29 protein-coding genes are annotated in these 25,887 nt (G+C 44.3%); 22 read left to right on the plus strand and 7 right to left on the minus strand.

Annotated features, from left to right (window positions below; translation table 11 throughout):
* The first annotated feature begins 74 nt into the window (after positions 1-74).
* From PGL02S_RS11635 to PGL02S_RS28160, 10 genes are all read left to right on the plus strand, one after another.
* Entirely contained in the window at positions 75-1,235 is a 1,161-nt protein-coding gene (locus PGL02S_RS11635; protein ID WP_036640806.1) for a cobalamin-independent methionine synthase II family protein, read from the plus strand.
* Positions 1,236-1,559: 324 nt separating this feature from the next.
* Positions 1,560-2,738: a DUF4317 domain-containing protein gene (locus PGL02S_RS11640; protein ID WP_036640805.1), complete on the plus strand. Its 1,179-nt coding sequence runs from the start codon at positions 1,560-1,562 to the stop codon at positions 2,736-2,738.
* Positions 2,739-2,822: 84 nt separating this feature from the next.
* Complete coding sequence (locus PGL02S_RS11645) at positions 2,823-3,215, plus strand: hypothetical protein (RefSeq protein ID WP_036640804.1); 393 nt, start codon at positions 2,823-2,825, stop codon at positions 3,213-3,215.
* A 336-nt stretch (positions 3,216-3,551) separates the two neighbouring features.
* Entirely contained in the window at positions 3,552-4,256 is a 705-nt protein-coding gene (locus tag PGL02S_RS11650) for an ABC transporter ATP-binding protein (protein ID WP_036640802.1), read from the plus strand.
* Complete coding sequence (locus PGL02S_RS11655) at positions 4,256-6,583, plus strand: ABC transporter permease (RefSeq protein WP_036640800.1); 2,328 nt, start codon at positions 4,256-4,258, stop codon at positions 6,581-6,583. The genes PGL02S_RS11650 and PGL02S_RS11655 overlap by 1 nt, the downstream gene beginning before the upstream one ends.
* Before the next feature lie 99 nt (positions 6,584-6,682).
* Positions 6,683-7,687: a Gfo/Idh/MocA family protein gene (locus PGL02S_RS11660; RefSeq protein ID WP_036640799.1), complete on the plus strand. Its 1,005-nt coding sequence runs from the start codon at positions 6,683-6,685 to the stop codon at positions 7,685-7,687.
* A 332-nt stretch (positions 7,688-8,019) separates the two neighbouring features.
* A complete protein-coding gene (locus tag PGL02S_RS11665; RefSeq protein ID WP_006208388.1) occupies positions 8,020-8,217 on the plus strand; it encodes a hypothetical protein in 198 nt (65 codons plus the stop codon).
* Between the two features lie 379 nt (positions 8,218-8,596).
* Positions 8,597-8,926, plus strand: coding sequence for a nucleoside triphosphate pyrophosphohydrolase (locus PGL02S_RS11670; RefSeq protein WP_036640798.1), 330 nt, complete (start codon positions 8,597-8,599; stop codon positions 8,924-8,926).
* Between the two features lie 41 nt (positions 8,927-8,967).
* Entirely contained in the window at positions 8,968-9,174 is a 207-nt protein-coding gene (locus PGL02S_RS28155) for a DEAD/DEAH box helicase family protein (protein WP_164762861.1), read from the plus strand.
* A gap of 201 nt (positions 9,175-9,375) precedes the next feature.
* Positions 9,376-9,513, plus strand: coding sequence for a hypothetical protein (locus PGL02S_RS28160; protein ID WP_164762862.1), 138 nt, complete (start codon positions 9,376-9,378; stop codon positions 9,511-9,513).
* Between the two features lie 16 nt (positions 9,514-9,529).
* On the opposite strand, the gene PGL02S_RS11675 is transcribed toward PGL02S_RS28160, so the two are convergent.
* Positions 9,530-9,778 (minus strand): helix-turn-helix domain-containing protein, encoded by a 249-nt coding sequence (locus PGL02S_RS11675; RefSeq protein ID WP_006208392.1) that lies wholly within the window; start codon positions 9,776-9,778, stop codon positions 9,530-9,532.
* Between the two features lie 165 nt (positions 9,779-9,943).
* Here PGL02S_RS11675 and PGL02S_RS11680 point away from each other — a divergent pair, with 165 nt between their 5' ends.
* Both PGL02S_RS11680 and PGL02S_RS11685 read left to right on the plus strand, forming a co-directional pair.
* The gene (locus PGL02S_RS11680; RefSeq protein WP_006208393.1) at positions 9,944-10,420 is read left to right on the plus strand and encodes a hypothetical protein; all 477 of its coding nucleotides are present in this window, start codon (positions 9,944-9,946) and stop codon (positions 10,418-10,420) included.
* 52 nt (positions 10,421-10,472) lie between these two features.
* Positions 10,473-11,036, plus strand: coding sequence for an SMI1/KNR4 family protein (locus PGL02S_RS11685; protein WP_036640796.1), 564 nt, complete (start codon positions 10,473-10,475; stop codon positions 11,034-11,036).
* Positions 11,037-11,451: 415 nt separating this feature from the next.
* On the opposite strand, the gene PGL02S_RS11695 is transcribed toward PGL02S_RS11685, so the two are convergent.
* Positions 11,452-12,072 carry a hypothetical protein gene (locus PGL02S_RS11695; RefSeq protein WP_036640793.1) on the minus strand — a complete coding sequence of 207 codons (621 nt, stop codon included), beginning with the start codon at positions 12,070-12,072 and terminating at the stop codon, positions 11,452-11,454.
* Between the two features lie 12 nt (positions 12,073-12,084).
* Positions 12,085-12,678, minus strand: coding sequence for a zinc metalloprotease (locus PGL02S_RS11700; RefSeq protein ID WP_051449221.1), 594 nt, complete (start codon positions 12,676-12,678; stop codon positions 12,085-12,087).
* 539 nt (positions 12,679-13,217) lie between these two features.
* On the opposite strand from PGL02S_RS11700, the gene PGL02S_RS11705 reads away from it, so the two are divergent.
* Entirely contained in the window at positions 13,218-13,970 is a 753-nt protein-coding gene (locus PGL02S_RS11705; RefSeq protein ID WP_036640791.1) for a superoxide dismutase family protein, read from the plus strand.
* A 430-nt stretch (positions 13,971-14,400) separates the two neighbouring features.
* A complete protein-coding gene (locus PGL02S_RS11710) occupies positions 14,401-15,318 on the plus strand; it encodes an EamA family transporter (RefSeq protein ID WP_036640913.1) in 918 nt (305 codons plus the stop codon).
* Between the two features lie 151 nt (positions 15,319-15,469).
* Here PGL02S_RS11710 and PGL02S_RS11715 read toward each other — a convergent pair whose 3' ends face one another.
* The 3 genes from PGL02S_RS11715 to PGL02S_RS11725 form a co-directional block, all read right to left on the minus strand.
* On the minus strand, positions 15,470-16,822 hold the full coding sequence (locus PGL02S_RS11715; protein ID WP_036640790.1) for a uracil-xanthine permease family protein: 1,353 nt from the start codon (positions 16,820-16,822) through the stop codon (positions 15,470-15,472).
* Between the two features lie 42 nt (positions 16,823-16,864).
* Positions 16,865-18,229: a guanine deaminase gene (gene guaD / locus PGL02S_RS11720; protein WP_036640789.1), complete on the minus strand. Its 1,365-nt coding sequence runs from the start codon at positions 18,227-18,229 to the stop codon at positions 16,865-16,867.
* A 258-nt stretch (positions 18,230-18,487) separates the two neighbouring features.
* Complete coding sequence (locus PGL02S_RS11725) at positions 18,488-18,712, minus strand: hypothetical protein (protein ID WP_036640787.1); 225 nt, start codon at positions 18,710-18,712, stop codon at positions 18,488-18,490.
* Between the two features lie 297 nt (positions 18,713-19,009).
* Here PGL02S_RS11725 and PGL02S_RS11730 point away from each other — a divergent pair, with 297 nt between their 5' ends.
* The 6 genes from PGL02S_RS11730 to PGL02S_RS11755 all read left to right on the plus strand — a co-directional run bounded on the left by PGL02S_RS11730 (position 19,010) and on the right by PGL02S_RS11755 (position 22,362).
* Positions 19,010-19,453, plus strand: coding sequence for a P-loop NTPase family protein (locus PGL02S_RS11730; protein WP_051449220.1), 444 nt, complete (start codon positions 19,010-19,012; stop codon positions 19,451-19,453).
* A gap of 32 nt (positions 19,454-19,485) precedes the next feature.
* Complete coding sequence (locus tag PGL02S_RS11735; RefSeq protein ID WP_036640786.1) at positions 19,486-19,926, plus strand: hypothetical protein; 441 nt, start codon at positions 19,486-19,488, stop codon at positions 19,924-19,926.
* Positions 19,927-20,121: 195 nt separating this feature from the next.
* Positions 20,122-20,874, plus strand: a complete 753-nt coding sequence (locus PGL02S_RS11740; RefSeq protein WP_036640785.1) for a superoxide dismutase family protein — start codon at positions 20,122-20,124, stop codon at positions 20,872-20,874.
* 235 nt (positions 20,875-21,109) lie between these two features.
* A complete protein-coding gene (locus PGL02S_RS11745) occupies positions 21,110-21,340 on the plus strand; it encodes an AbrB/MazE/SpoVT family DNA-binding domain-containing protein (RefSeq protein WP_006208406.1) in 231 nt (76 codons plus the stop codon).
* The gene (gene mazF / locus PGL02S_RS11750; protein WP_006208407.1) at positions 21,334-21,675 is read left to right on the plus strand and encodes an endoribonuclease MazF; all 342 of its coding nucleotides are present in this window, start codon (positions 21,334-21,336) and stop codon (positions 21,673-21,675) included. Before PGL02S_RS11745 ends, mazF begins: the two co-directional genes overlap by 7 nt.
* Before the next feature lie 171 nt (positions 21,676-21,846).
* Positions 21,847-22,362: a DUF4241 domain-containing protein gene (locus PGL02S_RS11755; protein WP_036640783.1), complete on the plus strand. Its 516-nt coding sequence runs from the start codon at positions 21,847-21,849 to the stop codon at positions 22,360-22,362.
* Between the two features lie 362 nt (positions 22,363-22,724).
* On the opposite strand, the gene PGL02S_RS11760 is transcribed toward PGL02S_RS11755, so the two are convergent.
* A complete protein-coding gene (locus tag PGL02S_RS11760) occupies positions 22,725-23,555 on the minus strand; it encodes a hypothetical protein (RefSeq protein ID WP_036640781.1) in 831 nt (276 codons plus the stop codon).
* Between the two features lie 142 nt (positions 23,556-23,697).
* Between PGL02S_RS11760 and PGL02S_RS11765 the strand changes: the two genes are divergently transcribed.
* Together PGL02S_RS11765 and PGL02S_RS11770 are read left to right on the plus strand one after the other, a co-directional pair.
* The gene (locus PGL02S_RS11765; RefSeq protein WP_036640780.1) at positions 23,698-24,279 is read left to right on the plus strand and encodes an RNA polymerase sigma factor; all 582 of its coding nucleotides are present in this window, start codon (positions 23,698-23,700) and stop codon (positions 24,277-24,279) included.
* Positions 24,251-25,780: a DUF4179 domain-containing protein gene (locus tag PGL02S_RS11770; protein ID WP_036640779.1), complete on the plus strand. Its 1,530-nt coding sequence runs from the start codon at positions 24,251-24,253 to the stop codon at positions 25,778-25,780. Before PGL02S_RS11765 ends, PGL02S_RS11770 begins: the two co-directional genes overlap by 29 nt.
* Positions 25,781-25,887: the final 107 nt, after the last annotated feature.

Consider the following 25,887-nt stretch of genomic DNA (forward strand, 5'->3'; position numbering starts at 1 on the left):
TATGATCTTTTGGTATGCCTTCTAACTCTGCTCGTCGTGATATGATATCGCTATACAACGAGGGGGTTATGTACATGACGGATAAGTTCCAGATCGTAGGAAGTTTGTTGCGGCCCGAAGAGCTGCTGAAATATAAAACGCAAATTGAACACCGTGATGATATCCAGTACCCGTTCTATGAGAATTTTGAAGGGTATGCCGAGTGCGAGACAGAGGCGATCACACAGGTCGTGAACAAGGAAATTGAGCATAACCTGTCGGTTATTACGGACGGCGAATTCTCCAAATCGATGTGGCATCTGGATTTTGTATGGGGTTTTGGCGGAGTTGAGCGTTATATTGCTGACCATGGCTACTTCTTCCGGGATGTGGACGGAACCTCGAAATATGAAACACGCAAAGATATTGGATTGCGCATTACGGGCGCACTGAGCGGAAAGAATCATCACTTCATTCAGCTGTTCAAACAGCTCCAAGATACGGCAGGCGATCAGGAGACGAAGCTTTGCGTCCCATCTCCTTCCCATATTTACGGTGAACTTTCCTGGTCGGATAACATTGGTGGCACCGATGCGGTTTATCAGAACAAACAGGAGCTCAAAGCGGGTCTTGTGAGCGCGTATAAGGAATTCGTGGAGGAATTCGCTGCGGCAGGCGGCAAAATCCTGCAATTCGATGATTGCTTGTGGGAGCTGTTTGCAGACGACAACCCGAACTCTCCGTTTACAGGGGAGCATATTAATCAAGTGGAAGTACAGGGTCTCGCCACCGAATTTATTGATATTAACAATACCGTGATTAATTTCGGTCATAGCCTCGGCTTGAAAATGTGGACACACAACTGCCGCGGTAACTATGATTCCCGCAACATGGGCGGTGGATCTTATGCGAAAATCGCCAATCTGTTCCTGAAGCAGTTGAAATATGATCGATTCTTCCTGGAGTGGGATGATGATCGTGCGGGTTCGATTGAAACACTGGAGGTTTTCAAGGACAGACCGGATACGGAGATTGTTCTGGGCTTGCTGTCTTCCAAAACCAATACGCTTGATGATGAAGCGCGCGTCATCCGTCTGCTTGATGAAGCCTCCAAAATCATTGATAAGGACCGCCTGCTGCTCTCGCATCAATGCGGCTTTGCATCCTGTGATGGCGGTAACGAGCTCAGCGAAGCCGAGCAATGGGCAAAAATCAACCAAGGTCAACAGATTGCCAAGCAATACTGGAATAACTAAATTGGGATAAACATCATCTTGAGCTAATAGGGATGACTCAACGGGCCGCTTATGGACCCTAGGAGTCATCTTTTTTTGTATGCAGCGTGTTTGGGGGGAGCATCTGCAGCATGGAATAGGAGAAGCCTTCGTTGTTTTGATATGGGTTCCCACAAGGATATGTACTCGACTCAGGGTTTCAAATATGCCACAATAGAAGATCAGGTGCACGGGAGAATTGGCCCTAGGCACAGCAATACAAGCCGCAAGATCGCTGACAAATCTATGTTCCAATAATCTATACTAATTAAGCCAGAATATATCTAAGGAGCTGCAGAGTCCGATATGAACAAAAAAGAAGTCGCCAATATACGCAAGCAATTTAAGCTGGACCACGATTTACTGAATATTTACGATATTCTCAATGTCTATATTACGAAGGAAACGAATGAAATCTATCACTGGGAGCGTCTGCCGTTCGAGCTGGTGGATCGGGAGAAGCAAGAGTTATATATGGGTAATTTCAAAAAACTGCTGACCGGCGAACTGGATCAAAAATTGTTCGAATTGAGGTTTCAGGAAGCAGCGGAGGAACCGGCGCAGGTACTGCTTCACCAAGCTCTCGTATCGGGTGACCCGGAAGAATGGCAGGACTTGATGCTGATGCTTGTCGAGAGAATGCTGGCGGATGCCAAATATGAGCGGGATATGGTGGTCACGTTCGTTCGGGGACAGTATTATATGCCAACCAAGGCGAGAAACGATGAAGCGGAAGAGAGCGAGAAGAACGAGGTGTTTGCTCATCCGTTCATTTTATGCAGTGTGAATTCTACGGAGAAACAACGGAAGACGCTCTTGTTCGATTATGTGGAGAGGGAGTTCAAGTACAATGTCATTGTAGATCCGATTATCAAGTTAAGTACGCCGGAGCAAGGATTCCTGTACCCTAGCGTGACGGACAATTATTCCGATGTGAATCGTATTTTGTATTGTACGGGAAAATCGAATTTTCCGGATCCGCATTTTGTCGAACAGGTCTTGAACGGGGAAAGATCGGTGACGGCACTTGAAGAGCGAGCGATCTTCGAAGATATCGTCAAGGAAGTGGCCGGAGAACAGCTCGATTCAGCCACTATTGCCCAGGTTTACGAGGAAATCAACCGAGTGATCGAAATTAACGAAGAGACAAAGGAGGAAGAACCTCCGAAGCTGGATTATAAAGATCTGGAGCGCGTATTGAACGCAAGCGGCGTAGAGGATGTGACAACCGAGAAGGTGGAGCGGGCATTCGAAACGATCGTGGACAACAAGAACTATGAGATGAAAGCAACCAGCGTCCTGCCGAAGTTTACTTCCAAATCCATTAAGATCGAAACCAAGGTAGCTACGATTTCGGTTAGTCCGCAGGATTTAAGGTACGTCAAACAGGTTAATTACCAAGGTAAACGCTGCATCATGATTGAAGTGGACGAAGATGTCGCGATTGAAGGGTTTACGCTCGCTTCAGAGACGCTTTTAAGTTAAACCACATTTCATTGCACAGCAAAGGTCAGGTGCCGCAACAAATAACTTAATAAAAAGCACTAACGCAACAGGAGATGACTTCGAATGAACAAAATGCTTTTGATTGTGATTACGGCCGCAACGCTGCTGACGGCTTGCCAATCGAACCCGGCGGATAATGGGAATGCCACAGGCAATAACGAACAATCTGTACAGACCGAGACGTCGCAGCAAAACAACGAATCAGCCGAGGAAAGCCTAGACCACGGCGAGTGGTCTGCACTTCCCGAATATGACGTGATTGTTCGGAATATGGATTCGCAAGATTACACCTTTCGAACGGTAACCGATAACGAAAATGAACGCATTCTTCTGCTCACGAACCCAGACGGTGTGGAGAAATACAAGACCATTTTTATCAAAAACACGAGTCGCCTTAAAATCATTGATGTCGATGGCGGCGGACAACTCTTCAATGATATTTTGGAAAACAGTTAGCAGAATGGAACTGACCGCTATCCTTCAGTAGGATGGCGGTCTTTTTTTTTCGCCTCTGGAAAATTTCGTCCGGATTCAGCCATTGTAAGCGCGGCAGGAGAAACAATGTGAGATGGGAGCCTTTCCGGATTCTTCGGAAGGGTTCTTTGTTTGCTTGAGGCTCGTGTTTCCTCAGGAATGGAGGGGAAATCCCTTAGCCAGTAGTTGAGCAAAACCCTTCTTGAGGCTGATGATGGAATACATCGCTTGTCGGGTGTCTCTTGAAACGTAGGGTGTAACATGGAGATTAGACGCATCAAGGCCAACTGAAATTTTTAATACGAGGAGATGTAAGAAGTGGCAACGTTAATCGAATTCAAAAATGTAACCAAGGCATATCAAATCGGCGAAGTGAAGATTCAAGCCCTCGCGGGCGTTGATTTCTCCATATCAGAGGGGGAATTCGTCGTTATTTTAGGAGCCAGCGGGGCGGGAAAAAGCACGATTTTGAACATTCTCGGCGGGATGGATACCGCTAGCTCAGGACATGTGTTTGTTGGGGATCAAGAGATTACGGGATGGAGCGAGAAGAAATTAACCGAATACCGCGGGGAGCAGGTTGGCTTCGTATTTCAATTCTATAACCTCATCCCGAATTTGAATGCGCTGGAGAACGTTGAATTTGCGACAGAGGTATGTAAGGACCATCTGGACGCCCGTGATATTTTACATAAGGTTGGACTAGCGAATCGCATGAAGAACTTCCCTTCCCAGCTCTCTGGCGGCGAACAGCAACGAGTTGCGATCGCGAGAGCGGTTGCCAAGAATCCCGCACTTCTGCTCTGCGACGAACCCACCGGTGCTTTGGATTACGTGACAGGGAAGTCAGTCTTAAAGCTCCTTCAGGATTTGAACAAGGAAACGAAGACCTGCGTCGTTCTGGTCACCCATAATTCGGCCATAGCGCCGATGGCGGATAAAGTGATCCGCGTCAAGAGCGGAAGGATCGAGAGCATCACGATCAATGATCACAAACAAAGCGTTGAAGGGATCGAGTGGTGATGAAGATTTTATCGTTGAAATTATTAAGGGATATGAAACAATCGATGGGGCAATTCATAGCCATTGTATTGGTTATCGCGGTGGGCGCCTTTTTCTACACGGGGCTGGTCACCTTAAGCGACAATCTTAGCGCCTATACGAAGGGGTATTTTGAAGAGCATAATTTAAGCGATCTGAACGTATTTTACAGTCAAATCTCTGCGGAGGACGCCGCTGGTCTACACAGTATGGAGGGCATTCATCATATCGAAGGCCGTTACACCGTTCATGCCACACAGTCCTTTGAAGATGATAAAGCTGCACTAACGTTGCATTCAATTCCTGTACCTAATGAAATTAACACGCCCAAGATGATTGAGGGCAGGATGCCATCCAAGCCGAATGAGATCCTATTGGACTCCCATTATGCCGGGGCGCATCATTACCGTGTCGGTGATCCCCTCAGCCTCCGTGTGAATGACAAGGATATGACGTTCACGATTAGCGGCTTGAATGAGAATGTGGAGCATGCCAAAAAGAACGAAACCCAGGATCATCAAGCTTATGGAGCAGCCTATATCCCCGAGGAGACCATATCTGAAATCGCAGGCAGCTTTTTTTACAATGAGATCCTGATTGATGCCAAGGATGGTTACGACATTGACAAGATAGGGCAGGCCATTGAAGCCAATTCCGGTTCACTCCCTTATGTGAGCCAGATGAGCAAAGAACGGACCTTCAATTATTCCCAAATCCACCAAACGATCCATAACAATAAACTGATGAGCCGGGTGATCCCGATCGTTCTCTTCTTGATTGAAGCGGTGATCCTGTTTCTGATCATGTCAAGGATGATCGATTCCCAGCGCAATCAAGTGGGCATTATGAAGGCATTAGGGGTGAAAAATAGAAGCATCCTGCTTCATTACATGGGCTACCCTGTGCTGGCAGGTGTCATCGGCTCCATCCTGGGTTACGCCATCGCCGCCGCCCTGTTCATTCCACTCATTACAACGTCGATTGGAAGATCCTATTCCCTGCCAGACCTGACATTCACCCTTTCGTTTTTTACACTCCTTCCTCCGATGATATGCTCCAGCGCTTTTGGCATGCTGTCCTGTTATTTAAGCGGCAGAGCAATATTACAAGAACGTGCTGCCCAGGCGATGCGTCCGAAACCGCCCAAGAAGATGAAGAAGCTGCTCATCGAGAAAGTTCCCGGGCTGTGGCGCCGGCTGCCATACAGCTACAAGATCATGCTAAGAAATATATTCTTAAATAAACAAAAGGCACTCGCAAGCTCGGTTGGTGTTGTGGTCAGTACGGTTTTGTTGATCACGGCTTTTGGCACGCAGACGGCCCTGCTCCAGGTAGCCGGCCAAATTGAGGAGGTAAATACGTATGACTTACGAGTCGATTATTACACGGGATCGTTCCCGGATACGGTAACACTGCCCCCTGGCATTGCAGAAAGTTACGGATTGTCCACCTACCCTGTGGAATTCATCCAAGGGGAGAACAAAGAACAGGCTACGCTTGTGGTTACGGAGCAAGAGAATGAGCTGATCCACTTTTATGATGAAAAAGGGAATCGGCTATCGTTGGAGGATCATGGTGTGCTTGTACCTAAATCTTACGCGGATCAGTATCGTATTTCCGAAGGGGATATGATCCGGATGCAATTCACAGCACCAGAGCTTAATCAAACCAACGTCGATATGAAGGTTCTGGATATATCCACACAGTATTCGAACCCGTCATTCTACAGCACACCGGGCTACATGAAGAGCTTGGGGATCGATTACGCTCCTTCCTCACTGTTAGTGAGCGTCGAGAGGGCTGCAGATCTGGCGAGCGTTCGCGGCTTTTTTGAACAAGACCCGAAGGTGGATGCCATTGCAGACAAGGATGATCTCAAGAAATCAGCGCAATATATGCTGAAGCAAAACAGCTTTATCTTCATCATGTTTATCATCTGTGCGGTCATTCTGTCCTTCGGTGCCATCTACACGATCTCTTCCATCAACATATACGAAAGGAATCGCGAGCTTGCCACCCTGAAGGTATTAGGCTATCCCAAACGCAGAATCAACCGGCTGATCTTCTCTGAAAATATGTTATTAACCGCTTTTGCGGTCATTGTCGCTCTGCCGATCAGCGGTTATGTTTATTCCATCATCATCAAGGCGCTTTCGAGTACCCATCAGCAAATCCCGGATCAATTAAACCTTGTTATCATCCTGGCATCTGTTATATTGGCGTTCATCCTGACCCTTATCTCCAACCTCATGCTTCGGAAAAAAGTAACGCGGATTCATATGATTGAGTCGTTGAAGGGTGTGGAGTGAATGGTAATATCTGAGTGTACGCGCAGTTGGACCTTGATCTATAATAAGGGCGTGGCATTCAATGACAAAATTTTATCGTGAATGGAATAGGAGAACAGGATGAGCAAACTAAAAATGGCCGTCATCGGCTTGGGACACATGGGTCGGCATATGATTCACCGCTTACTGCCGCAATATGCGGATAAGATCGAGTTGGTCGCGATTTGCGACAGTGATGCATCCAGTCTGGAGCGGGAAGTCGCAGAAGCAGGGATTCGTCCACGGTTGTACACCGACTATCGTCAGCTGCTGGACGAGGTGTCCATGGATCTCGTGTATATCGCGGTTCCGCCGTCTCTGCATTATGACGTGGCCCGGATCGCATTCGACAAGGGCATCCACGTCTTCTGTGAGAAGCCGCTGGCTAACAGCTTGACTGAAGCCCGGAGTCTGGTGGAGCTGGCCGAGAAGGCAAATAGGCTCCATGCGGTGCATTTCTCGCTTCCGCTTGACCCGGCCGTACTGAAGCTGCAGGGATTACTTGAGGAGCAGGCGATCGGCCCGATCCACAGAATGGACCTATTCCTGGAGTTTCCGCAGTGGCCGAGGGCCTGGCAGCAGAATCCATGGATCACGTCAAGACAGCAGGGCGGATACTTGCTGGAGGTTGGCATTCACTGGATCCAGATGATCCAGCAGTTGTTCGGTCCGATTACGCATGTGAAGAGCGAGATCGAGTTTCCGCCGGATTCCAATCAGTCCGAAAGCCGTGTCCAGGCCGTTCTCAGATTACATGATGAAATTGAGATTCATCTATCGGGAACCGACCAACGGGAAGAGGAGGAGCGTGTTTCCCTGGTGATCCACGGGGCAGAAGGTACCCTGGCATTGGAGAATTGGCGCAACCTGTACCAGGGCGGCAAGGATACCGGTCTGCAGCCTGTATCTGTGGACGACGTTGTCAGTCCGCTGCCCATCCTTAAGCAAATCGTTCAACTTTTGAACGGAGAGTCCGGTATCATCTATGATTTCCATGACGGGTATAATGCGCAGGTAGTTTTGGAAGCTCTGCGTAAGCCGGGTGAGGGCTTTACGGATGTAAGGCCTCAATTGATGGGGCGATAAGGCTGGATTTATTTTTAAGCCCTGATAGTGAATGTCCTGCCCAAACAGGGACGCCATCTTAGTTGGCGTCTCTCTGGTGAGGCTGTTCAATGCGGTTGGGGAGCTTGTGAGTTTCGCTACCTTGGAGTAGGTTTATGACGAGGTTTCCCGCATACGACCGTTCACCGAGAACAGGGACGTGCAGCATTGCAGTTGCGTGTGGCGGTTCGTGTGCAGTACCGACACCAGTAACTGCTCCGATATGTGTGACATGTATCGGTGCATATGCAGTTATTGGTGCTGGTGGTATCGCTGGAGCGGTAGCTTGTTTCAATTACCTGTGAGGTGACTAGATGAATAAGATTTTGGCGATCTCGATTTTAGGAATGGGTTTAACTGGTGCTGTTTTAATCATCTCGGTCGCTCTATTGTTCGAATCCCCAAAAGGAGATGTGTTGAAGATGGTTACTGCTGCTTCAACAGTAGCTTTCGTTATATTCGCTGTCTCGGCTTTAGTATTTCGTCGGCGATTAGATCAAAAAAAAGAGTAATATATTCATTAAATTAATAAAGTCGGTATTAAGGAGTAGACAAATTTGTCTACTCCTTTTTTATTACTATTGCAACCAACAGAAAATGATTTTTGTCTGGGAAAGTAAGGCTGTAAGCAGGAACATAAAGAAAGTAACGTAGCGCCTATTGTAAAAAAAGGTCAAATCCTTTTACCTGGAAAAAAGGGAGACTGTTGAGCGACTAATGGATCTTGAGTGATATAAAGGCTATGTTGATTTGATGGTGCATCCCGTGAGCTCGCAGGCTCACATTCATAGGGGCATCTCTTTAGTTTCTATAGAAATCGAAGATAGTTCATTAATTCTAAGGTAAGATACAATATGAATATACAATTAACCATGTAAAGGATGAGAATCTATGCCGGTTTACAATAAGCTAATTCGGGATCTGATTCCCCAAGTCATTGAAGCTACAGGCAAAGAATTTCGCACACGGATTTTGGATGAGGAAGAGTATAAGAAAGAATTGATCATAAAGCTCAAAGAAGAGTCAGAGGAATACTTTACTGCTCCAAGTCCAAAGGAGTCGCTGGAAGAACTTGCAGATATGCTTGAGGTTATCCGGGCGTTGGCGGTCGTGCATGGGGCAACATGGGAAGAGCTTGAAGATTGGAGGGAGAAGAAGGCGAAAGCTCGAGGCGGGTTTCAGGAGCGGGTGTATTTAATTGATGTTGACGACAACGCTTAGTGCGATCGAACGGGGAACTGAAGTAAAGGTTCTCGCTGGGGATGGAGTTGAACCTGGCTATGAATGCAAAGGCCGAACTTTTAGTATCTATAACGGTGTCAAAAAAGAAGGGAACGCGGATTGCGTTGTTTGCTTCAATCTACAGGTTAGGGATGAAGAAGCATCGTGAATCATTCGCACCGGACGAATTTGATCTTATCGTGGTGGGCGAATTTCATCATGCAGCTGGGACCTGCAGCAGTTTGTAAGAGAGAAGGGATAATTAAAAGAAAGGAGTACCTGGCCAGTACTCCTTTCGTTGGACGTACGGAATCCTGCATGGATTCACGGAATATGGTGAAGTTGAGCAGCGTTATGAAGACGTGAAGGAAGAAGCGGACGAGTTCCTTCGGAAAGTCTATTTTACACATTAAAAAAGATTGCAGGTGGTGCCAAGGCCAATCATACAGATGTCGAGTATCGTATGCAGGAAACTGGCGAGCTTCTTCTTAAATCAACTCAGGATCGTCAATCCGATCTGGTTCTGTGCTGCGGCGATGTCCTACACGTATCTGATGAAGGAAATTCAGAAGATCCTTGAATCTTAAACTGGAAACTAACATTTTATTTCTCTAATTCCCTCTCATACCCCTCAATCAGTAGCGATGCTTTAACATGAAGCGCCCTTGCTAATGCCGTAATCGTGAGCAGGGTAGGCGCTTTTTCCCCATTCTCAAGTTCACTAATGTAAGACCGGTCCACACGGGAATAGAGGCTTAACTGATCTTGGGTGAGCTCTTTTTCTTTGCGAGTCTTTCGAAGAGCCCTGCCGAAGGCAAGTAACTCTATCGATTTATTACAATGATTAGTCACGTTATAACCCCTTATTGATAGTTAAATTCATCTTATGTGGTTCTATAAGGGAATTTCCGTAGGCTATTGCCTACAAAATGTTTACAATGGTATAGTACAGATACTGAAAAATACTAAATTGGATGACTAGATTACCTTCTTAGTTAAAAGGGAGCGAAGGAATTCATGAAATCGATGGTAGCAAGTGAGACCGACCCAAATGCGAATCCACCATTCCAGAAGGAAGCCGATTACTCTTACCACGATACGATGATTCTTTGTACTATTTCCTCTCAAGAATATATGAACTTATCCCTGCACTTCCTGGACAAAAACTTGCTTCATGTCAGTTTATTGTTATGCAACAGGGCACTAGAATCCATGCTCAATGCATTATATATAAAGAAGGAGAGAAGGCGACCAACATCCAATATTGTGTTAGACGACATACTGCGGATGTTTTCTAAGCATTCAGGGCTAAACGTAGAATCGTTGATATTTATACAGACCATATCCTATTTATCACATGAGAGCTCCCTCATCAGCAAAATACAACCTACATATTTAATGAACCTGATCAAGAGAGCGGACGCGCTCCTTCTTCAAATCGCCAGCCAGCTGGAATTGCACTATAAAACATATCACTCTGTTTTTGAAAAATAAAGCTAGTTATTATCTACTTCTCGAGTAATTAAATATAAGAGGGGTGATTGCAATGGACGTTAGAGAGTTTGCGAATCGCTTTCAAAAAAGGTATCCTGATGTGGATAGATATGAGGTTGCAGATCATCAGGATATTAGCGAATTCGAGGATAGATTAGGGATGAAGCTGCCACAATCGTTCTGTACTTTTGTAAGCGAATTCTCTAATGGGGTATTTTTACTGGATTGTGAACCTATCGGCGGGGTTAGCGAGAAATCCCCTTGTGGAACAGTAAGTAAGAGTAAAGTGATTCTTCCGGATCTTCCCGATAAAGTACACATTCGAGAGACAGATGAATTTATTGCCTCCCATCGTCTTATTTCTCTTACTATGTTTGATGCCGTTGCTAACTCCAATGATCACTGGGTATTCATATGTGAGGATGGAACCCCTAATAACGAATACAGATTAGGGGTTATTAGTCAAAGCTCAAAAGCCATTGTGAAGACATTATCCAGCTTCGAAGATTGGTTGACGATCTTTTGGGATCATGACAATGAGGATGAACAAGCTGTTCCGGTATTCAATACGTTTTATTCGACGTTGGATGATAGATTGGAAATCTTAAGTGATTAAGTGCGGGGGGTTCATTTATATTTTTTGTGAGAAAAAAGATTGTCGATTTATGATTTACTAAAGGACGGAGAATTGGAGAAACTATGAACATTTTAATTATAATACTTGCAGTTATTATTATTGCTTACTTAATAGGCATTGATAGAAACATACGTATCCAAAATTTATACTTCAAAGAAGTAATTAAACGACTAGATATGATGCTCAAAAACTACTCGCCATATGGGAAATATGAGAGATCGTTTATGAAGTTTCTCCGGGACGAACTAATGGTATACGGCACTTAAGCCAAAAGAAAAATTAAACAGCCTTAGTCCAATGGAAATCAGGGAAAGGCCGCTTAATTAATTTTAATTTTCTGTACTGTCTACTTGACGGGCATGAGATAAATATAATATGAACAACGGCTTGAAATTTAATTATTAATGTATCTTTTTAGAACTTCTCTGCGAATTTGCGAATGTCTGTCAGAAGCTTCTTTATCCCCATGCGAACTTAATTGAGAAATTTCATCTTTTTGAAGATTGAATTTCCCCTCATTCATATTAATCACACTATAATTTCCCATTCCATTATCCTTTAAAAAGACAATATAATTTTCTCCGTACTCAAGTTCTTGATATCCATCTAAGGAGATTATTGCTCTTTCACCGTTATTATCTATAATGCTGATTGGTTCAGTGAATGTGATAGTATCATCGTTAATAGTATTAGGGTGAACGATTTCTGGTTTTTTTAGAAACTTTTCAATTTTAAAATCAGTTAGAGTATAGAAATCGGCTAAAGACCCATCTTCATGTCTTACCTCCTGGTGCTTTCTTGATTGAAACTCTTCAGCAGGTGTTCCAAGCACAATAATATCGGCACTTTTACTGAGATCACTTTCAGAATCATAACTAATATATGAGGCTGGAAAATTAATAACTTTTAATTCCTGGTTATTTAATTTAATTAAGAAGAATATAAAAATACAAGCAAGTATTAATACAATAGCCGATACTGTATATTTCATTTTACTTCCTATCTGTGTTTTCATATCTGATCCTCCTTAGTTACCCCATTTATTTTTTAACTGTGTTTTATCCTCTGTATTAGGTGCAATACTAGTTAATGCATTAGCAGTCATTACACAATTATTGTTACATGCTGAGCCAAAGTTATGTGATAGCGACAAGCTATGCCCAACTTCGTGTGTAGCGACACTTGAAGTTATTTGTGCTGAGGTTAGTCCATAAAGATCTATTTGATTCTTATAGGCATATATACTGCCGTAGTCCCAACTACTTTCAAAAGGGTTTACACTTGTCCCATTATTAAGCATCGGGTTAAAGTACCCTAATACTCCACTATTTGTAGTAGAACCTACATAATATCGATCAGACTTTTTACCATTTACTTCAGAATTTTGATTATAAGTTAATGGGCCAACTTTTGAAGAAATGTTGTTCCAGTTATTTTTACCTGTATTAAAGTATCCTTCATATGAATTATTAAATACTGAGGTATCATACCAGACATAAAATTTAGCACCCGAATTACGTTTTCCTAAGAAAGTGTAATCTGCGAAGATGGTTGAAGATATTAGTATAAACAGAGCTAACAAGGAAAAAAAGCTAATAAAAATTTTTTGTTTTTTTTTCATTACAATACCTCCTACATAATTTGTATATATAGTTAACGGTTGGAATTATAAAAAAGTTACGTTTTTTTATAAAAAAAGAAATATTTGTATTAATTATTAAGAAGTAATAAAACATTAACTGAATCATAAAAAGAATACTGAATACTTTCGACTTATAGAAAAAAGTTACCAAGCATCCTGTTTTTGATTCAGACGCTGGCGTATGCCATCCGCTATGGCTAGGGAAAGAGGGCCAGGAAAGTGAGTTTAGCTACGGTCCCAGTGATGGGGAGGAAGCTGTATATGTGACATCGGCCAAACTTACCGATCGGATGAGAGAGCTCATTTTACCAGAGGGACGTTAAAGCCGTTAGCGGCTGCTTCCTATATGTTCCGGCAGGCTCAGATTACAATCGGGTGCTAAGTTTATGGTTTATCTTGTACGTGTCTTCGGAATCAATGACCAACGCCGAAAGCCCCAAATCCCCTAAATAACGGTTGAGACGTATAAAAGCAGGGTATTGGGAGATGAATGAATACCATCATCAGGAGGCGATGAAGTGAACAAGAAGACCTACAGGTTGAAGCATATGGCCGGAGCATTTCTTGCCGGAGCCATGCTGTTTTCAGGAATTTCGTTGGCGGCTGCAAACCCCGAAGGAACCTTGGATGCAATTAAACACACAACGTCGAAAATAAGCTACTACGTTAACGGCAAGGACCACTCGACACCTGCCGGTCAATTTATGAACCAAGGGACGGCAGCCCCGGACTCCATTGTTCAGAACGGCACGACCTATGTGCCTGTGCGAATGGTTTCCGATCTGGTTGGACAGCCGGTGTACTGGGAGCAGGCGTCCCGGACGATCTCTTTGGGGCTGCCTGTGGTCAAGCTGTACAATGCGGCGGGCGAGTCGGTTGGTTCCGCTACCCTGGAGCAGGTCAATGACGGGGTGAGGGTGAAGATGACCGCATCCGGTCTCACGCCAGCCAAACACGGATTCCATGTGCATGAGAATGCGATTCAGGGTGGGGATTTCAAATCTGCCGGCGGTCACTTTAACCCGACAGATAAGCACCACGGCCTTGCACATCCGCAAGGAAGCCATGTTGGCGATATGCCGAATCTGGTCGTAGGCCCTGACGGAACCGTGGAAGCGGAGATGATCATTCAGCATGGAACCCTTGAAAAGGGTCAGCCGAACTCGGTGCTGGGCCGCTCGCTCATCATCCATGCCGGTGAAGATGATGGCGTAACCGATCCATCAGGGAATTCCGGCGACCGTGTGGCTGGCGGGAATATTCCCGAGTAATCGGTAAGCTGCTCGGGTAAGGGTTTTGCAGCATAGGCATGCCATCAATAAACGCATCTCCACAGGGAGATGCGTTTTTTTCTAATGGCGGTGCATCAAAATCTGATAAAATGACGGGATGAGGCAGTTTATGGAAGGAACCATCTTAGAACCGGCGTCCTTGGGGCATGGGCACCCGTTATAGTGTAGCGGTTATTCCAATGAAGAGCCTGTTCGATTTTCCAGTTGACATCGTATGTGATCTATCATATTATATCTCTTGTTGTAAATGAATGGCTTGCTGAATTGAATAAACCAAACTCTATCCTGTGGATGGAGTGGCGGAACTTTGTCAAAGAAATATTCTTTGGTTTCATTCGCCCCTTGTCAGTGAAATGGCAAGGGGCTTTATGTTGTTATGGACCAGAAAGGGAAGAGGTTTACCATGAATATGAGGTTACTGAAATATGCTTTACTTGTTTTTTTAGGGGCATGCAGTTATGGATCGCTCTCTACCATCATCAAGCTTGGAATGAAAGATGGATTCGGCATGCAGCAGCTGGTAGGATCACAGTACTTTTTTGGATGGTGCATGCTGCTCCTGTCAGTTTTGTTATTTTCGCGAAAAAAGCTGGGGATGAAGCTGGGCCTCACGTTATTAGTCGCTGGCATCCCCATCAGTTTGACGGGTATATTCTACGGATTTGCCGTGGAGGAATTGCCTGCTTCCATTGCCATCGTTCTCTTATTTCAATTTACTTGGATTGGGGTCATTCTGGAGGCTATCGTTGATAGAAAGTTCCCGAGTCGCGAGAAATGCATTTCGATGGTCATCCTTCTTATCGGTACGATCTTAGCAGGAGGGATTCTTGAACCAAGTGTTGGTGGGATTACGGCCAAAGGTGTTATTTTCGGCCTTATGTCGGCCGTGTCGTTTGCCTTCTATATATTCGTAAGCGGGAGGGTGGCTACACAGGTGCCTGCGGTGAATAAAAGCTTGTATATGACCACTAGTGCCCTGATCATTATTTTGATGGTTTTCTCGCCTTCCTTCATTTATGATGGTGCGATTCCAGATGGACTTTGGAAGTTTGGTCTTCCTTTAGGGCTGCTGGGCATCGTGATTCCGGTCCTTTTCTTTTCCATTGGTGTCCCGAAGCTGGGCTCAGGTCTGGGCGCGATACTGGGTGCGGCGGAACTTCCGGCAGCCGTGGTAGCTTCGGTGTTAATTTTGCATGAAGAGGTGTCGTTGCTTCGATGGGTTGGGATCATCGTTGTTCTGCTTGGCATTGCTACGCCGCAGCTTCTGCCGATATGGATACGGAAAAAATCCACAACCCCCCTACTTCCCAAGGTAGAAGAGTTATAAACTGCGAACTGAATCGTAGCTTTGCATGGGACGGTAATTCCCGCTCAACCGCAAGGCTCATATGTAAAAGACTGCCCCTAAAGCCTACGCTGACGTAGTTCCTTTGGGGGCAGTCGTGTTTAGCATGTGTGATTACGATGGCCTTACCATTTTACTTCGCGCTAGGCAGCAATTTATTCAATACAATCGCTGCAAGAGCAGCCGCTAGTATGGGTGAACCGAACAAATACTGCACGAATGTAGGCAATGTATATAAGAAGTCTTTAGGAATGAGTACTAACGCTAACGTCAAAATCATCGGTATGGCGATAATGTACATTTCTTTTTCACCGATTTTCTCGTTCTTCATAACCTGGATCCCGTTAATCGAGATGATCCCGCAGACGATGGCGAATACGCCTCCGATGACGGCGGTTGGAATTGAGGAGATCAAAGCGGCCAGTTTGCCTGAACAACCGAAGAGGACAAACCATCCGCCTACCGCAAGAAAGACCCGGCGGCTTGCCACGCCCGTGATGGAGATAATGCCTGCATTGGTAGAGTAACCGGTGACCGGCGTGGAGCCGAGTCCTGAAGCAATCAGGCAGCTGATTCCTTCACCGATGACGCCCCGATTAATATTTTTATCCGTTAACGGTTTATCAATGACGTTGCTGATGGCAAACCATGTACCTGTCGTCTCCGCCAGCAGGACGAGATAGATGATGACCATGGTGATAATCGCCGACAAGTCGAACGAAAAGCCAAAATCCTTAAATGGTATCTGCGGCATGCTGAACCAGCTGGCGCTGGCGACAGCGCTGAAATCCAGCACACCCATCAAGTTGGCCGAGATACAGCCGATAATTAACGCGATCATGACGGACGTAACCCGGAATATCGCGCCTCGCGTTCGGAACAGGGATCCAAGGATCACGAACAGGATGAGTGCAGCCGCTGAGATCAGGGCCAGCAGCACGTTTTGATTAATGGTTGCGTCCGTGGCGCCGTAAATATTGTCCCGGATGGCAACCGGCAATAAAGACAGACCTACAATGAAGATGATGGTGCCCCCGACAATGGGCGGGATGAAGGATTTCACGATTTTATTGAAAACTCCCGTATACCCCAAAATCACCACGAGGATTGCACCCACCAGGCTGGCACCCAGCACGGAGCTCCAACCGAGCTCCCCGCCTCCGCTGGCGGCATAAATCGCAACAATTGCACCAAGAGGAACATAGGATGGACCTTGCGCCATCGGCAGCTTCATGCAGAAATACGTTTGCACAATCGTGGCAAGCCCGGCTGCAATAAACGTGGATTGAATTAATGCACTGGATTGATTGGGCGATAAGCCGATTAACATGGCAATTAGGAAAGGAACAACATAAACGTCCATCGCGACGACATGCTGTAAACCGAGAATGGCGGATTTTCCGACAGATATTTCACCGTCAGGCGGAACCGTTAAATGCTGTGAGTTCGTTTGCGTGTTATCTTGTTTGTCTGCTTGTGTTTTCACTTCGATGGACACCTCGAATGTTTGGATTAATTGCGATATATCTTAGCGTGAATGAACCTTTTCTCCTTGTACCCAGACCTCGCGAATATGTTCAGGCCGTGCGAGATACATAATCTTCTGAAAAATATCTTGTACGTCCTCCAACTCATCAAAAATCGGCAGCTTCGCGGACGGCAGTCTCGTATCGATCACCTGCACATCCCATACGTAGTTTTCCTGAATACGGCCAATCGGCAAGCTTAGGCTTTCACCGCCTCCGGCCGTAGCCAGATAGAATGCCTCATGGACCGTGATCCGCGACTTGGGTACGCCGCGCTCGGCAGCCGGAAGGGAGGTGTTCACGCCATCCTCCAGCATCCTCGAAGACATCACGGCTTGTCTTATATTATCGAAGAGACTGGGCGAGAAGCCGCCAGATAGATCAGAGCCTAAACCAATCTCAACATTGTGGGCATGGAAGCGGGCAACCGGGATGACGCTATTGGCGAAATAGGCGTTGGATATCGGGCAGTGCGCGATGGCGGTTCCGGTGTCAGCGAATAATTCGGCATCCTGATCATCGAGAAAATTACAATGAGCCATGACCGATTTATCACGGAGCAGGCCAAAATCATGCAAGGCAAACGCATCGTTTTTCTGGAATCGATCCTTCACATGACCGTGTGCCCAATCGCTTTCGCTGCAGTGGGACTGCACATACGTATCGTATTTGGCTGCCAGCTTCCCCAAACCCTTCAGCCCCTCATCGGTACAGCTTGGAATGAATCGAGGGGTGACGACGGGATACACGCCTTGTTTCGTGGTCTTGGCGAGTTCCTTAACAGCGATAATAAATGCTTCCGTGTCCACCAATGCTGTGGATGTGTCTGCATCGCGGTAGTAATCCGGATTTTGCTCGGGATCGTCCATGACAACCTTCCCAACAAGTCCGCGCTGGCCTTTGCCCGCACAGATTTCGGCTAGCAGCAGGCTGGCTTCCTTATGCACCGTGGCAAAATAAAGCGCCGTCGTGGTTCCGTTGGCTAGCAGGGTGCTTACCAAATCCTCGTAGACCTTTTGCGCAAACTCGAGATCGGAGAATTTCGATTCCAGCGGGAAGGTATAGGTATTGAGCCAGTCATAAAGCGGAATGTCCAAAGCAGTTCCAGATTGAGCCCACTGCGGGGCATGAACATGCAAGTCAACAAAACCCGGCAGGAAATACTGTCCCTCCTCTAATCGATGAAAGCTGTCGCTTCCCTGATACGAATCCAGCAAGGATTGATATTCGGTGTCTTCCGGTGCCACGACTCGCTCAATCATTCCGTCCGCATTGATGCAATATAGACAGTCTGTTAACACTTGAATTTCGGTGGGAGATTTGCTTGAAAAAGAAGTCCCTTGAAACAATTGCATATATTTACTCATGTTTACCGCCTTAATGTTCGTTTTTTCGAGCGCTTTTGTCATTATAGTCCGTTAAAAAAGAGATGTCTATAGTATAAAGGCGAATAGATATGAGCGCTGGTCTGGTAGGGTGATCACTAAGTATGAAGGGTTGTCCTTGGAGAGAAATTGGGGCTATGATGAGTATGGAGTTCAGGATTCTCGTTTTATCCAACGTTTAATGAAACTTAAGTAATTGATAATATGTTTTAGTCAAAAAAAGAGCCAAGTTGGCTCGAATTATTTTGAACTCACTAATTCCTCACCTTTGACTCTCCAAATCTTCACACCGCTTACAAAAGTATTGGATTCTTTATCATATGTCACTTCCTGTGCCTCCAGCGTTTCGTTTAGATTTGTTGCTACGATATGAGCATTCTTAATTTTGTAAATTGATGTTTGGGCAGCAGTACCAACCGTAGCAACAATTACATTGGTTCCGTCCTGCTCAATATCTGTCTCCACCGTATGCGCTTCAGCAATTGTTGTATATGCATTTAAATGAGTGATCTACGGCCCAATAACCATTGAGATGAGTGGATCTTCATGAAAGAAGGCTGCGGACGCAATACGTCCGGAGTCTTTTTGTATAAACAAGAGGATATCAGCTGGCCCACACAGATGATATTTTAACCGAAAGAAACATCGAGGCCCGGCTTGTGTTGGAAGGGGATATTGACCATCCGGTGGATTATGAGGGAACGGCGTGTGTGACTGAAGAAGAATTTGGGCAGTTGCTGCAAGCCGCAGGCGCCTTTAATATTGATCGAGCGGGCCGCCAAAAAAGGCAGCTGGAAGCTCTTGCCCTACCAGAAGCTAAAGAACGAATACGGTACCTCCTTTCCGGATGATCTATATCATTCCTTGTCCAAGCAGGATGTTTACGAGCTTCCGCTGGGCCTCAACAGGAGACTTATCACTGAGCGGTGGGAGGCATTTGCGGAGCAGACGTTAGATGAGGCTGGCGTTATGATTTTTGAGTGCTGCTTCATCCAGAATCCGGTGACCGTTGGCATGGTGAAATATGATGCGCTGGAGGGCGTTGAAGGGACGCTGGAAGTATTGGAAGCCCGGCGCAAGCTGGAGCACCGGATCTTGGACAGTCTCGGACTGAACAAGGAGCGAATCAACAACTCCCTTTATGATCAAGAGACGTACAGAACCATGCTGATGGACAAGCTGAAGTTGCATGGGGTCATCCAATAATGTTATTTTCGTAGATAAGGAAGGACGGTTTAATGAAGCGCTTATTAATGATCATGATGCTCTACATAACGGCTCTATTGGTAGGTTGCGATAAGGAACCCGGTTGGGAGACGATGCAGCTTCTAGACGAACAGGTTGCCGAAATCCGGATTTCAGCGTTCGAGACATGGGACGCGATGAATGGGGATACACTGCTGTCTTTCAAGGATGAGAAGGCTGTAATCGCATTTGAGGAAGCGATCCTTGCCGCTCGCAAGAAGCCGGATGATGCCAAACGAACGGACCCGGATTACGACGTGATGGTCATCTATGCCCAGCAATCTCCGATTCATGCCATCAAGCTGTGGTTGGGAGAAGAGGGACAGGAGAGTGTGTTCAGCTACGGTTTCAAGGATTGGGGAGAAGATGTATATGTGGTTTCGGCCAAACATACGGATCGGATGAGAGAACTCATTTTGCCAGAGGGGCGTTAAAGCCGTTATCGGAGCCCCTCTCTTTTTCTGTTCAGTAGCTGGATATTATAGAAAGTATGAGTTTATTTATTGATTGTAAATATCTTTGGAATTAATGACTATTACCGAACGCCTCATCCCATAAAATAACGACTTAGACGTATAAAATCAGGGGATTGGGAGATGAATGAATAACATTATTCAGGAGGCGATGAAGTGAAAAAGAAGACCAACAAGTTAAAATATATGGCTGGCGCATTTGTGGCCGGAGCCCTGCTGTTTACAGGAATTTTGTTCGCTGCTGCGAATCCCGAAGGAACCTTAGATGCGATGAAACATTCGATGTCTAAAATAAGCCACTATGTTAACGGCAAGGACAACTTCACCGCTGACGGCCCGTTTGCGAAACAAGGAACGGCGGCTTCGGATTCTAAGTTTCCTACCGGCAGCAGCGATGTACCCGCTCGCATGGTTTCGGATCCGGTTAACCAACCGGTGTTCTGGGACCAGGCTTTCAGGGAGGAAACTCTGGGGCATCTTGTAGTCAAGCTGTACAATGCGGCAGGAGAGTCTGTTGGCTCCGCTACCTTGGAGCAGATCAATGACGGGGTAAAGGTGAAGATTACCGCATCTGGCCTCACACCAGGAAAACATGGGTTCCATGTACATGAGAACACGATCAAAGATAGAGATTTCAAATCTGCTGGTGGGCATTTTAATCCGACCGACAAGCATCATGGCCTCAAGCATCCACAAGGAAGCCATGTTGGCGATATGCCGAATCTGGTCGTAGGTGCAGACGGTACCGTGGAAGCGGAGATGATCATCCAGCATGGAACTCTTGGAAAGAACCAGCCGAACTCCGTTTTGGGACGCTCGCTGATCATTCATGCCGGCGAGGATGACGAAGTAACCGATCCATCCGGAAATTCCGGCGACCGGGTGGCCGGGGGGAATATCCCGGAGTAACCCTGCAAGCAACAGGTAACATGTAGTTTGTAGCATATGAGAGCCAGTGAAAAACGCATCTCTATAGGGAGGTGCGTTTTTTGTGGTGATTGTGTAGCGGGACGAAGAAGAAGAAAACGAATCCTGCCTTCAGGAGGTAATCAAAGGATCTTGTATAATTTATTAAAGGTCGATAATTTGACTTCATTCCGAATAATGTTTATACTTTGTATAAACATTTGTGTGAGGTGGTAGCATGTCGCAAGTTCAAAAATGGGGAAACAGTTTAGGCATTCGCATCCCAAAGGCACTGGCCATGGAGATAGGACTTGAGGAGGGATCAGAAATCGATCTTGACGTTGAAGATGGTCATCTCGTCATCAAACCACGGACCAACACACTGGAAGATCTACTTTCGAAAATAACGCCTGATAATATCCATTCCGAGGTTCAAACGGGTGAGCCGCAAGGACGGGAGTCATGGTAAAAGAACAATACATTCCTGATCGTGGCGACTTGGTATGGATTCAGTTTAATCCTCAATCTGGTCATGAGCAATCGGGGAAACGGCCAGCTCTTGTACTCTCACCTGTAACGTATAACGGTAAGGTCGGTTTAGCCTTATTTTGTCCGGTTACTTCCAAGGCTAAAGGCTACCCCTTTGAGGTTGTTATTCCTCAGGATTTACCGATAGAAGGGGTTATTCTTTCTGATCAAATCAAGAGTCTCGATTGGCAATCTCGCCAAGCCAAGTTTATTTGCAGAGTTCCTAAGGAGACCTTGAATGAGGTTTTGTCTAAGGTAGATTTATTGATTCATTAATTGAAAATTATTGTATACAAACCGCTCCTTCGTTTCGGTTATATTGGAGCGATTTTTCTATAATCGAAATCAAGATATACATTGAGTAAACATCTAGGAACCCCATTTAAACTCTCCGCATCATACGTGCTAAAATAAAACCATCATACGGAGTTATTGGAGGTATCTTCATTGAACATTCAACTGGGCCATTTTGAAGTGAATTCCGGACAATTGGTTGTGGCCGATCCTTGTTATGAATTGGATACGAACATTATTATTATGGGCGTGTTGGAAGGCGTATTGAATGGAACGTGGGTAGGGGAAGTGGAGAAGGTGGAGATCCCGGATTGGGGCGAAGCCAACGCCAAGCTAACGGCTTACCATCACTCGGCAGTTGAACAGGGGGCATTCCTGGAGTGGATCAAGTGTCCTTTTATAGCTGGGGTGGATAGCGGGCAGGCGGGTATTTTTGATATTCAAAAGTACCGAATTCCGGATGCGGATTCAGTATCGGATAGCTCGGACACGGATACGGAATGGTATTATGCCTGCTGCGACATTACCGAGAGCGGGGAAGAAGCGGGCGTCCTGGATGGGGGCGTCGTATCTCGTACCGGCATGGGCGATGGAGCATACGGCGTGTATAAGGCCGTGAATGAGTTGGAACAGGTGGTTGGCGTAAAAATTGTGTTTATCAAGAGTTAGCGGAGTGCCAATGAAACGAAAATAAGCAAGAGTGAACAGCCATGGAAGGGGATTCTTTTATGGCTGTTTGGCTGGTCGTCCGTGTATCCACCTGAGGAGGAGTAAAATGGCTTCGTAAGGGGCTACTGAGCCGAATGAGCCTACCTATTAACCAATAACATACATATTCACCGGGATGCTATCGAACCTCATTTTAATCGCTTTCTCTTTCATTTCTACTGGATAGCTGACTCTTGTTGCCAACGCAAAAACACCTCCAAAGTTGTCCCCATTTCTTACGAGATGGTTGCTTTCTATTGAAGGTGTTTTTAATTTGTCTCACGTTATAGGATCAGTCCCAGGAAACTCACGCTTTTTTGTAATTACTCGTAGACATTACCTGCTCCAAATACATCATAACTCATATTTGTAATTCTTATACGAGCATTCGTTATTGGCGAAGCACTAAGAGATATGCTTTCACTGTACCACGTTCCATTTTGTGGATAGTTACCATTTACCGTTTTTTGTCCATACCAGTTAACATTTCCTCCTGATAAAGGTTTAACAATTTCGTAACGAACTGACGCTGTACCAATTCTATCATTCTGCCAACCATGTACAGTTACAGAGCCTCTAGAAATATTGAAATTTGTTTGTCCAAGTAAAGGTTGTTGACCAAAAAGGTCAAAAGAATAATATACTAATTCAGCAAATGGCTGGATAGTTGTTTCAGGTTCCTGAATCATTTTATGAATTGGTGTTCCAGCTTTGACTTTAAGATAATCTGATGAACCTGGGTCAAGATTAACTTCTAAAGGCTTTATTATAACCTTCCACCCCTGTTCAGTTTTGGAAACGGTGTATGGGAGAGGAGGGTAATTATCTACGTCTGTATATGTAAGTTGGACTTGGAGTTGATATTCCGTATCATTAATGTTTTCAACTTTGAGAATTTCGTAGCTAACTAAAGTGTCTGTTGCAAATTCATTATATCCTTTTTCTCTACTCTTATTGTCAATGTAATTTAGATCATTAGAATACTCAATCATTCCATTTACATCATTTTTAAGTAAAGCCTTAAAATAGAGGTGTGCAACATCCAATGCTTCATTGCTTTTTTCAACCGTGTTCGCTGAGGTGGCAAAGATTGAAGTACTCAGAAAAAGACTAAGTAAAAGAAATAAGGGCATGATTTGTTTTAACTTGTTCACAATTTCCCCTCCCAATATTTTTTGTACACGCTTATATTACAATAATAGGAAAATATTTTCAATAATATTTTCACTATTTTTAGACATGTTTGGCTTTATATACGTCTTACAGTAAAGAAAAAAGTTTGGAGGTGAGGTTAGGATGGACAATTTTACAGATGAAAAAAAGTTGATTTTAGAGATAATGAACGGAGAAATAGATAAATTCTCAATTATAATCGATCAGTATCAGAACAGAATATTTAGTTATTTTATTAAAATGGGCATGAATTATAGTGATGCACAGGAACTTACCCAAGAAACTTTCTTCAAGGCATACACAAAACTTGATCAACATAATTTATCGAAAAAGTTTTCAACATGGCTTTTTAGTATTGCTATCAATTTAATGAGGGATTTTCAAAGAAAACAAAAGTGGATGCTAAAACTTCCTTTTGCCGTGAATGAAAACGTAGCAGATTACAGGACACCGGAAAGTGAATTTATATATGAGGATCAAAAAAAATCCATAATGAATTTATTGAATGTTTTGCCCATGAAAAAAAAACAAATACTGATACTTCGTTATCTGGGTGAACTCAGTTATCAAGAGATTGCTGACATATTGCAAATATCTTCAATGAAAGTAAGAAATGAATTATTTAGTGCTAAAAAGAAGCTTCGTTCAACAATTCAGGAAAAAGGAGATGATTTAAATGAAATGCTTAGAAACTTCGGAGATTGAAAATTTAATTTTTGAAGAGGATAATAGTCTCCAAAAACTCCATATTGAAACATGCCTTCACTGCACACAAGTTTATCAACGAGTTCTTAATGAGCATCGTGATCTACGTTATTTATTTAGTGTGGAGAGCCCCAAAGAACAAATAAATGAAAACGTTATGCATTCCATTTATAATCATGTTAGAACGAAGGATCCAATTCGTCAAAAAAAGGGATGGAAAAAACAAAGGTTATTGGCTGTGTTCACATCAGTCATATTAATTATTGGGTCATTCCTCTATATATCTGGGCCAACTATTGCTGACACGTTTAAATCACTTTTATCAGGGGGCACAACTGACATTGGATTGTTAGATGCAAAAAATTATGGAACTATTCTGGATCCTGGCGTGTTAGTCGTAGATCATGGTTATACCTTAAAAATAAACGAAGTTAGTGCAGACGGCGGACGTATGGTAATGGCTCTTCAGCTTATTAATTCTAATGGTTTAAGTTCAGAAGGTATGCTGAAATTAGGTGAAGAAAACCGCATATATGTTCAAGATGAGAAAGGAAATATATTAGGTGAGTTTAGCAATGTAGGCAAAACCAACGATTACTACCAGTTATCTGTGATATTTCCTAACATTATTGAATCAGAAAGCATTAAGGTAGTTGGTGAAATTAATCATCTTGGAGGTACGGTCAGTAATCAAAAAACGATACAGGGAGATTGGAATTTCAATTTTGCGTTGGATTTAAATAAAGCTAATCAGATATCCACTGTAAAAGAAATTAATCAGTCCTATATTGTTCCTAACACAAATATTACTGTTCAGATGAATAGGTTAATTCAAACCCCTTCATCAACGAGACTAGAGATGGAAACCACTTCGACCTCCCATAGATTAAAAGTTGGAAGTCTTATGTTTCACTTTGAAGATGATACTGGAAATGAAATCCATAGTGTAGGAAGTACCAAGGGTGGGCATAAGCAGGGATTGCTAGAAGTACATCATTATACTGACCCCCAAGATGAAAAAATCACACATTGGTCTTACTCCTTTATAAATATTCCAGATGACGCTGTTTTTGTATTTGATGGTCTTTCACTATTGGAGGAAGATGGTTCTTCGATTGTTTTTAATACAAATGAATTGAGACAAAACAGAATAACGTTCAAAGGAAAAAACAACGAAGATCAGATTCATTTAAATGATGTCACTATATCCACTGAGGGAGGGGATAAAAACAGTCAAACTATAATTAAAATTAATGGCTTTAGCAACAGTAACTTTATAAATGATCAATGGTTTATTCAGCCTATTGGTGACATAAAGAAATATCCAGTTCAATTCAGAGGTGGCTTATCTCCTTCAGGAAATGGGACTGAGATTAGTGATAATTCTGAATTTGTTATAGAGGGACTTCCGCATATTGAAGGAGAATTTAAGGTAGTCCGGACATTAATGGAAAGAATATATACTTCTGTTGATTGGAAAATAGATTTAAATGAAAAATAACTTAGTGATAGTCGGATATTTAGTAACGACGGTATTCATTCAGTTACCAAAGCATTGCGGTATTGACTTTAACGAACAGCAACAAAAGAAACCCTACCTACCACTTC

This window comes from Paenibacillus glucanolyticus NBRC 15330, from assembly GCF_004000885.1.
GTDB lineage: Bacteria > Bacillota > Bacilli > Paenibacillales > Paenibacillaceae > Paenibacillus_AQ > Paenibacillus_AQ glucanolyticus.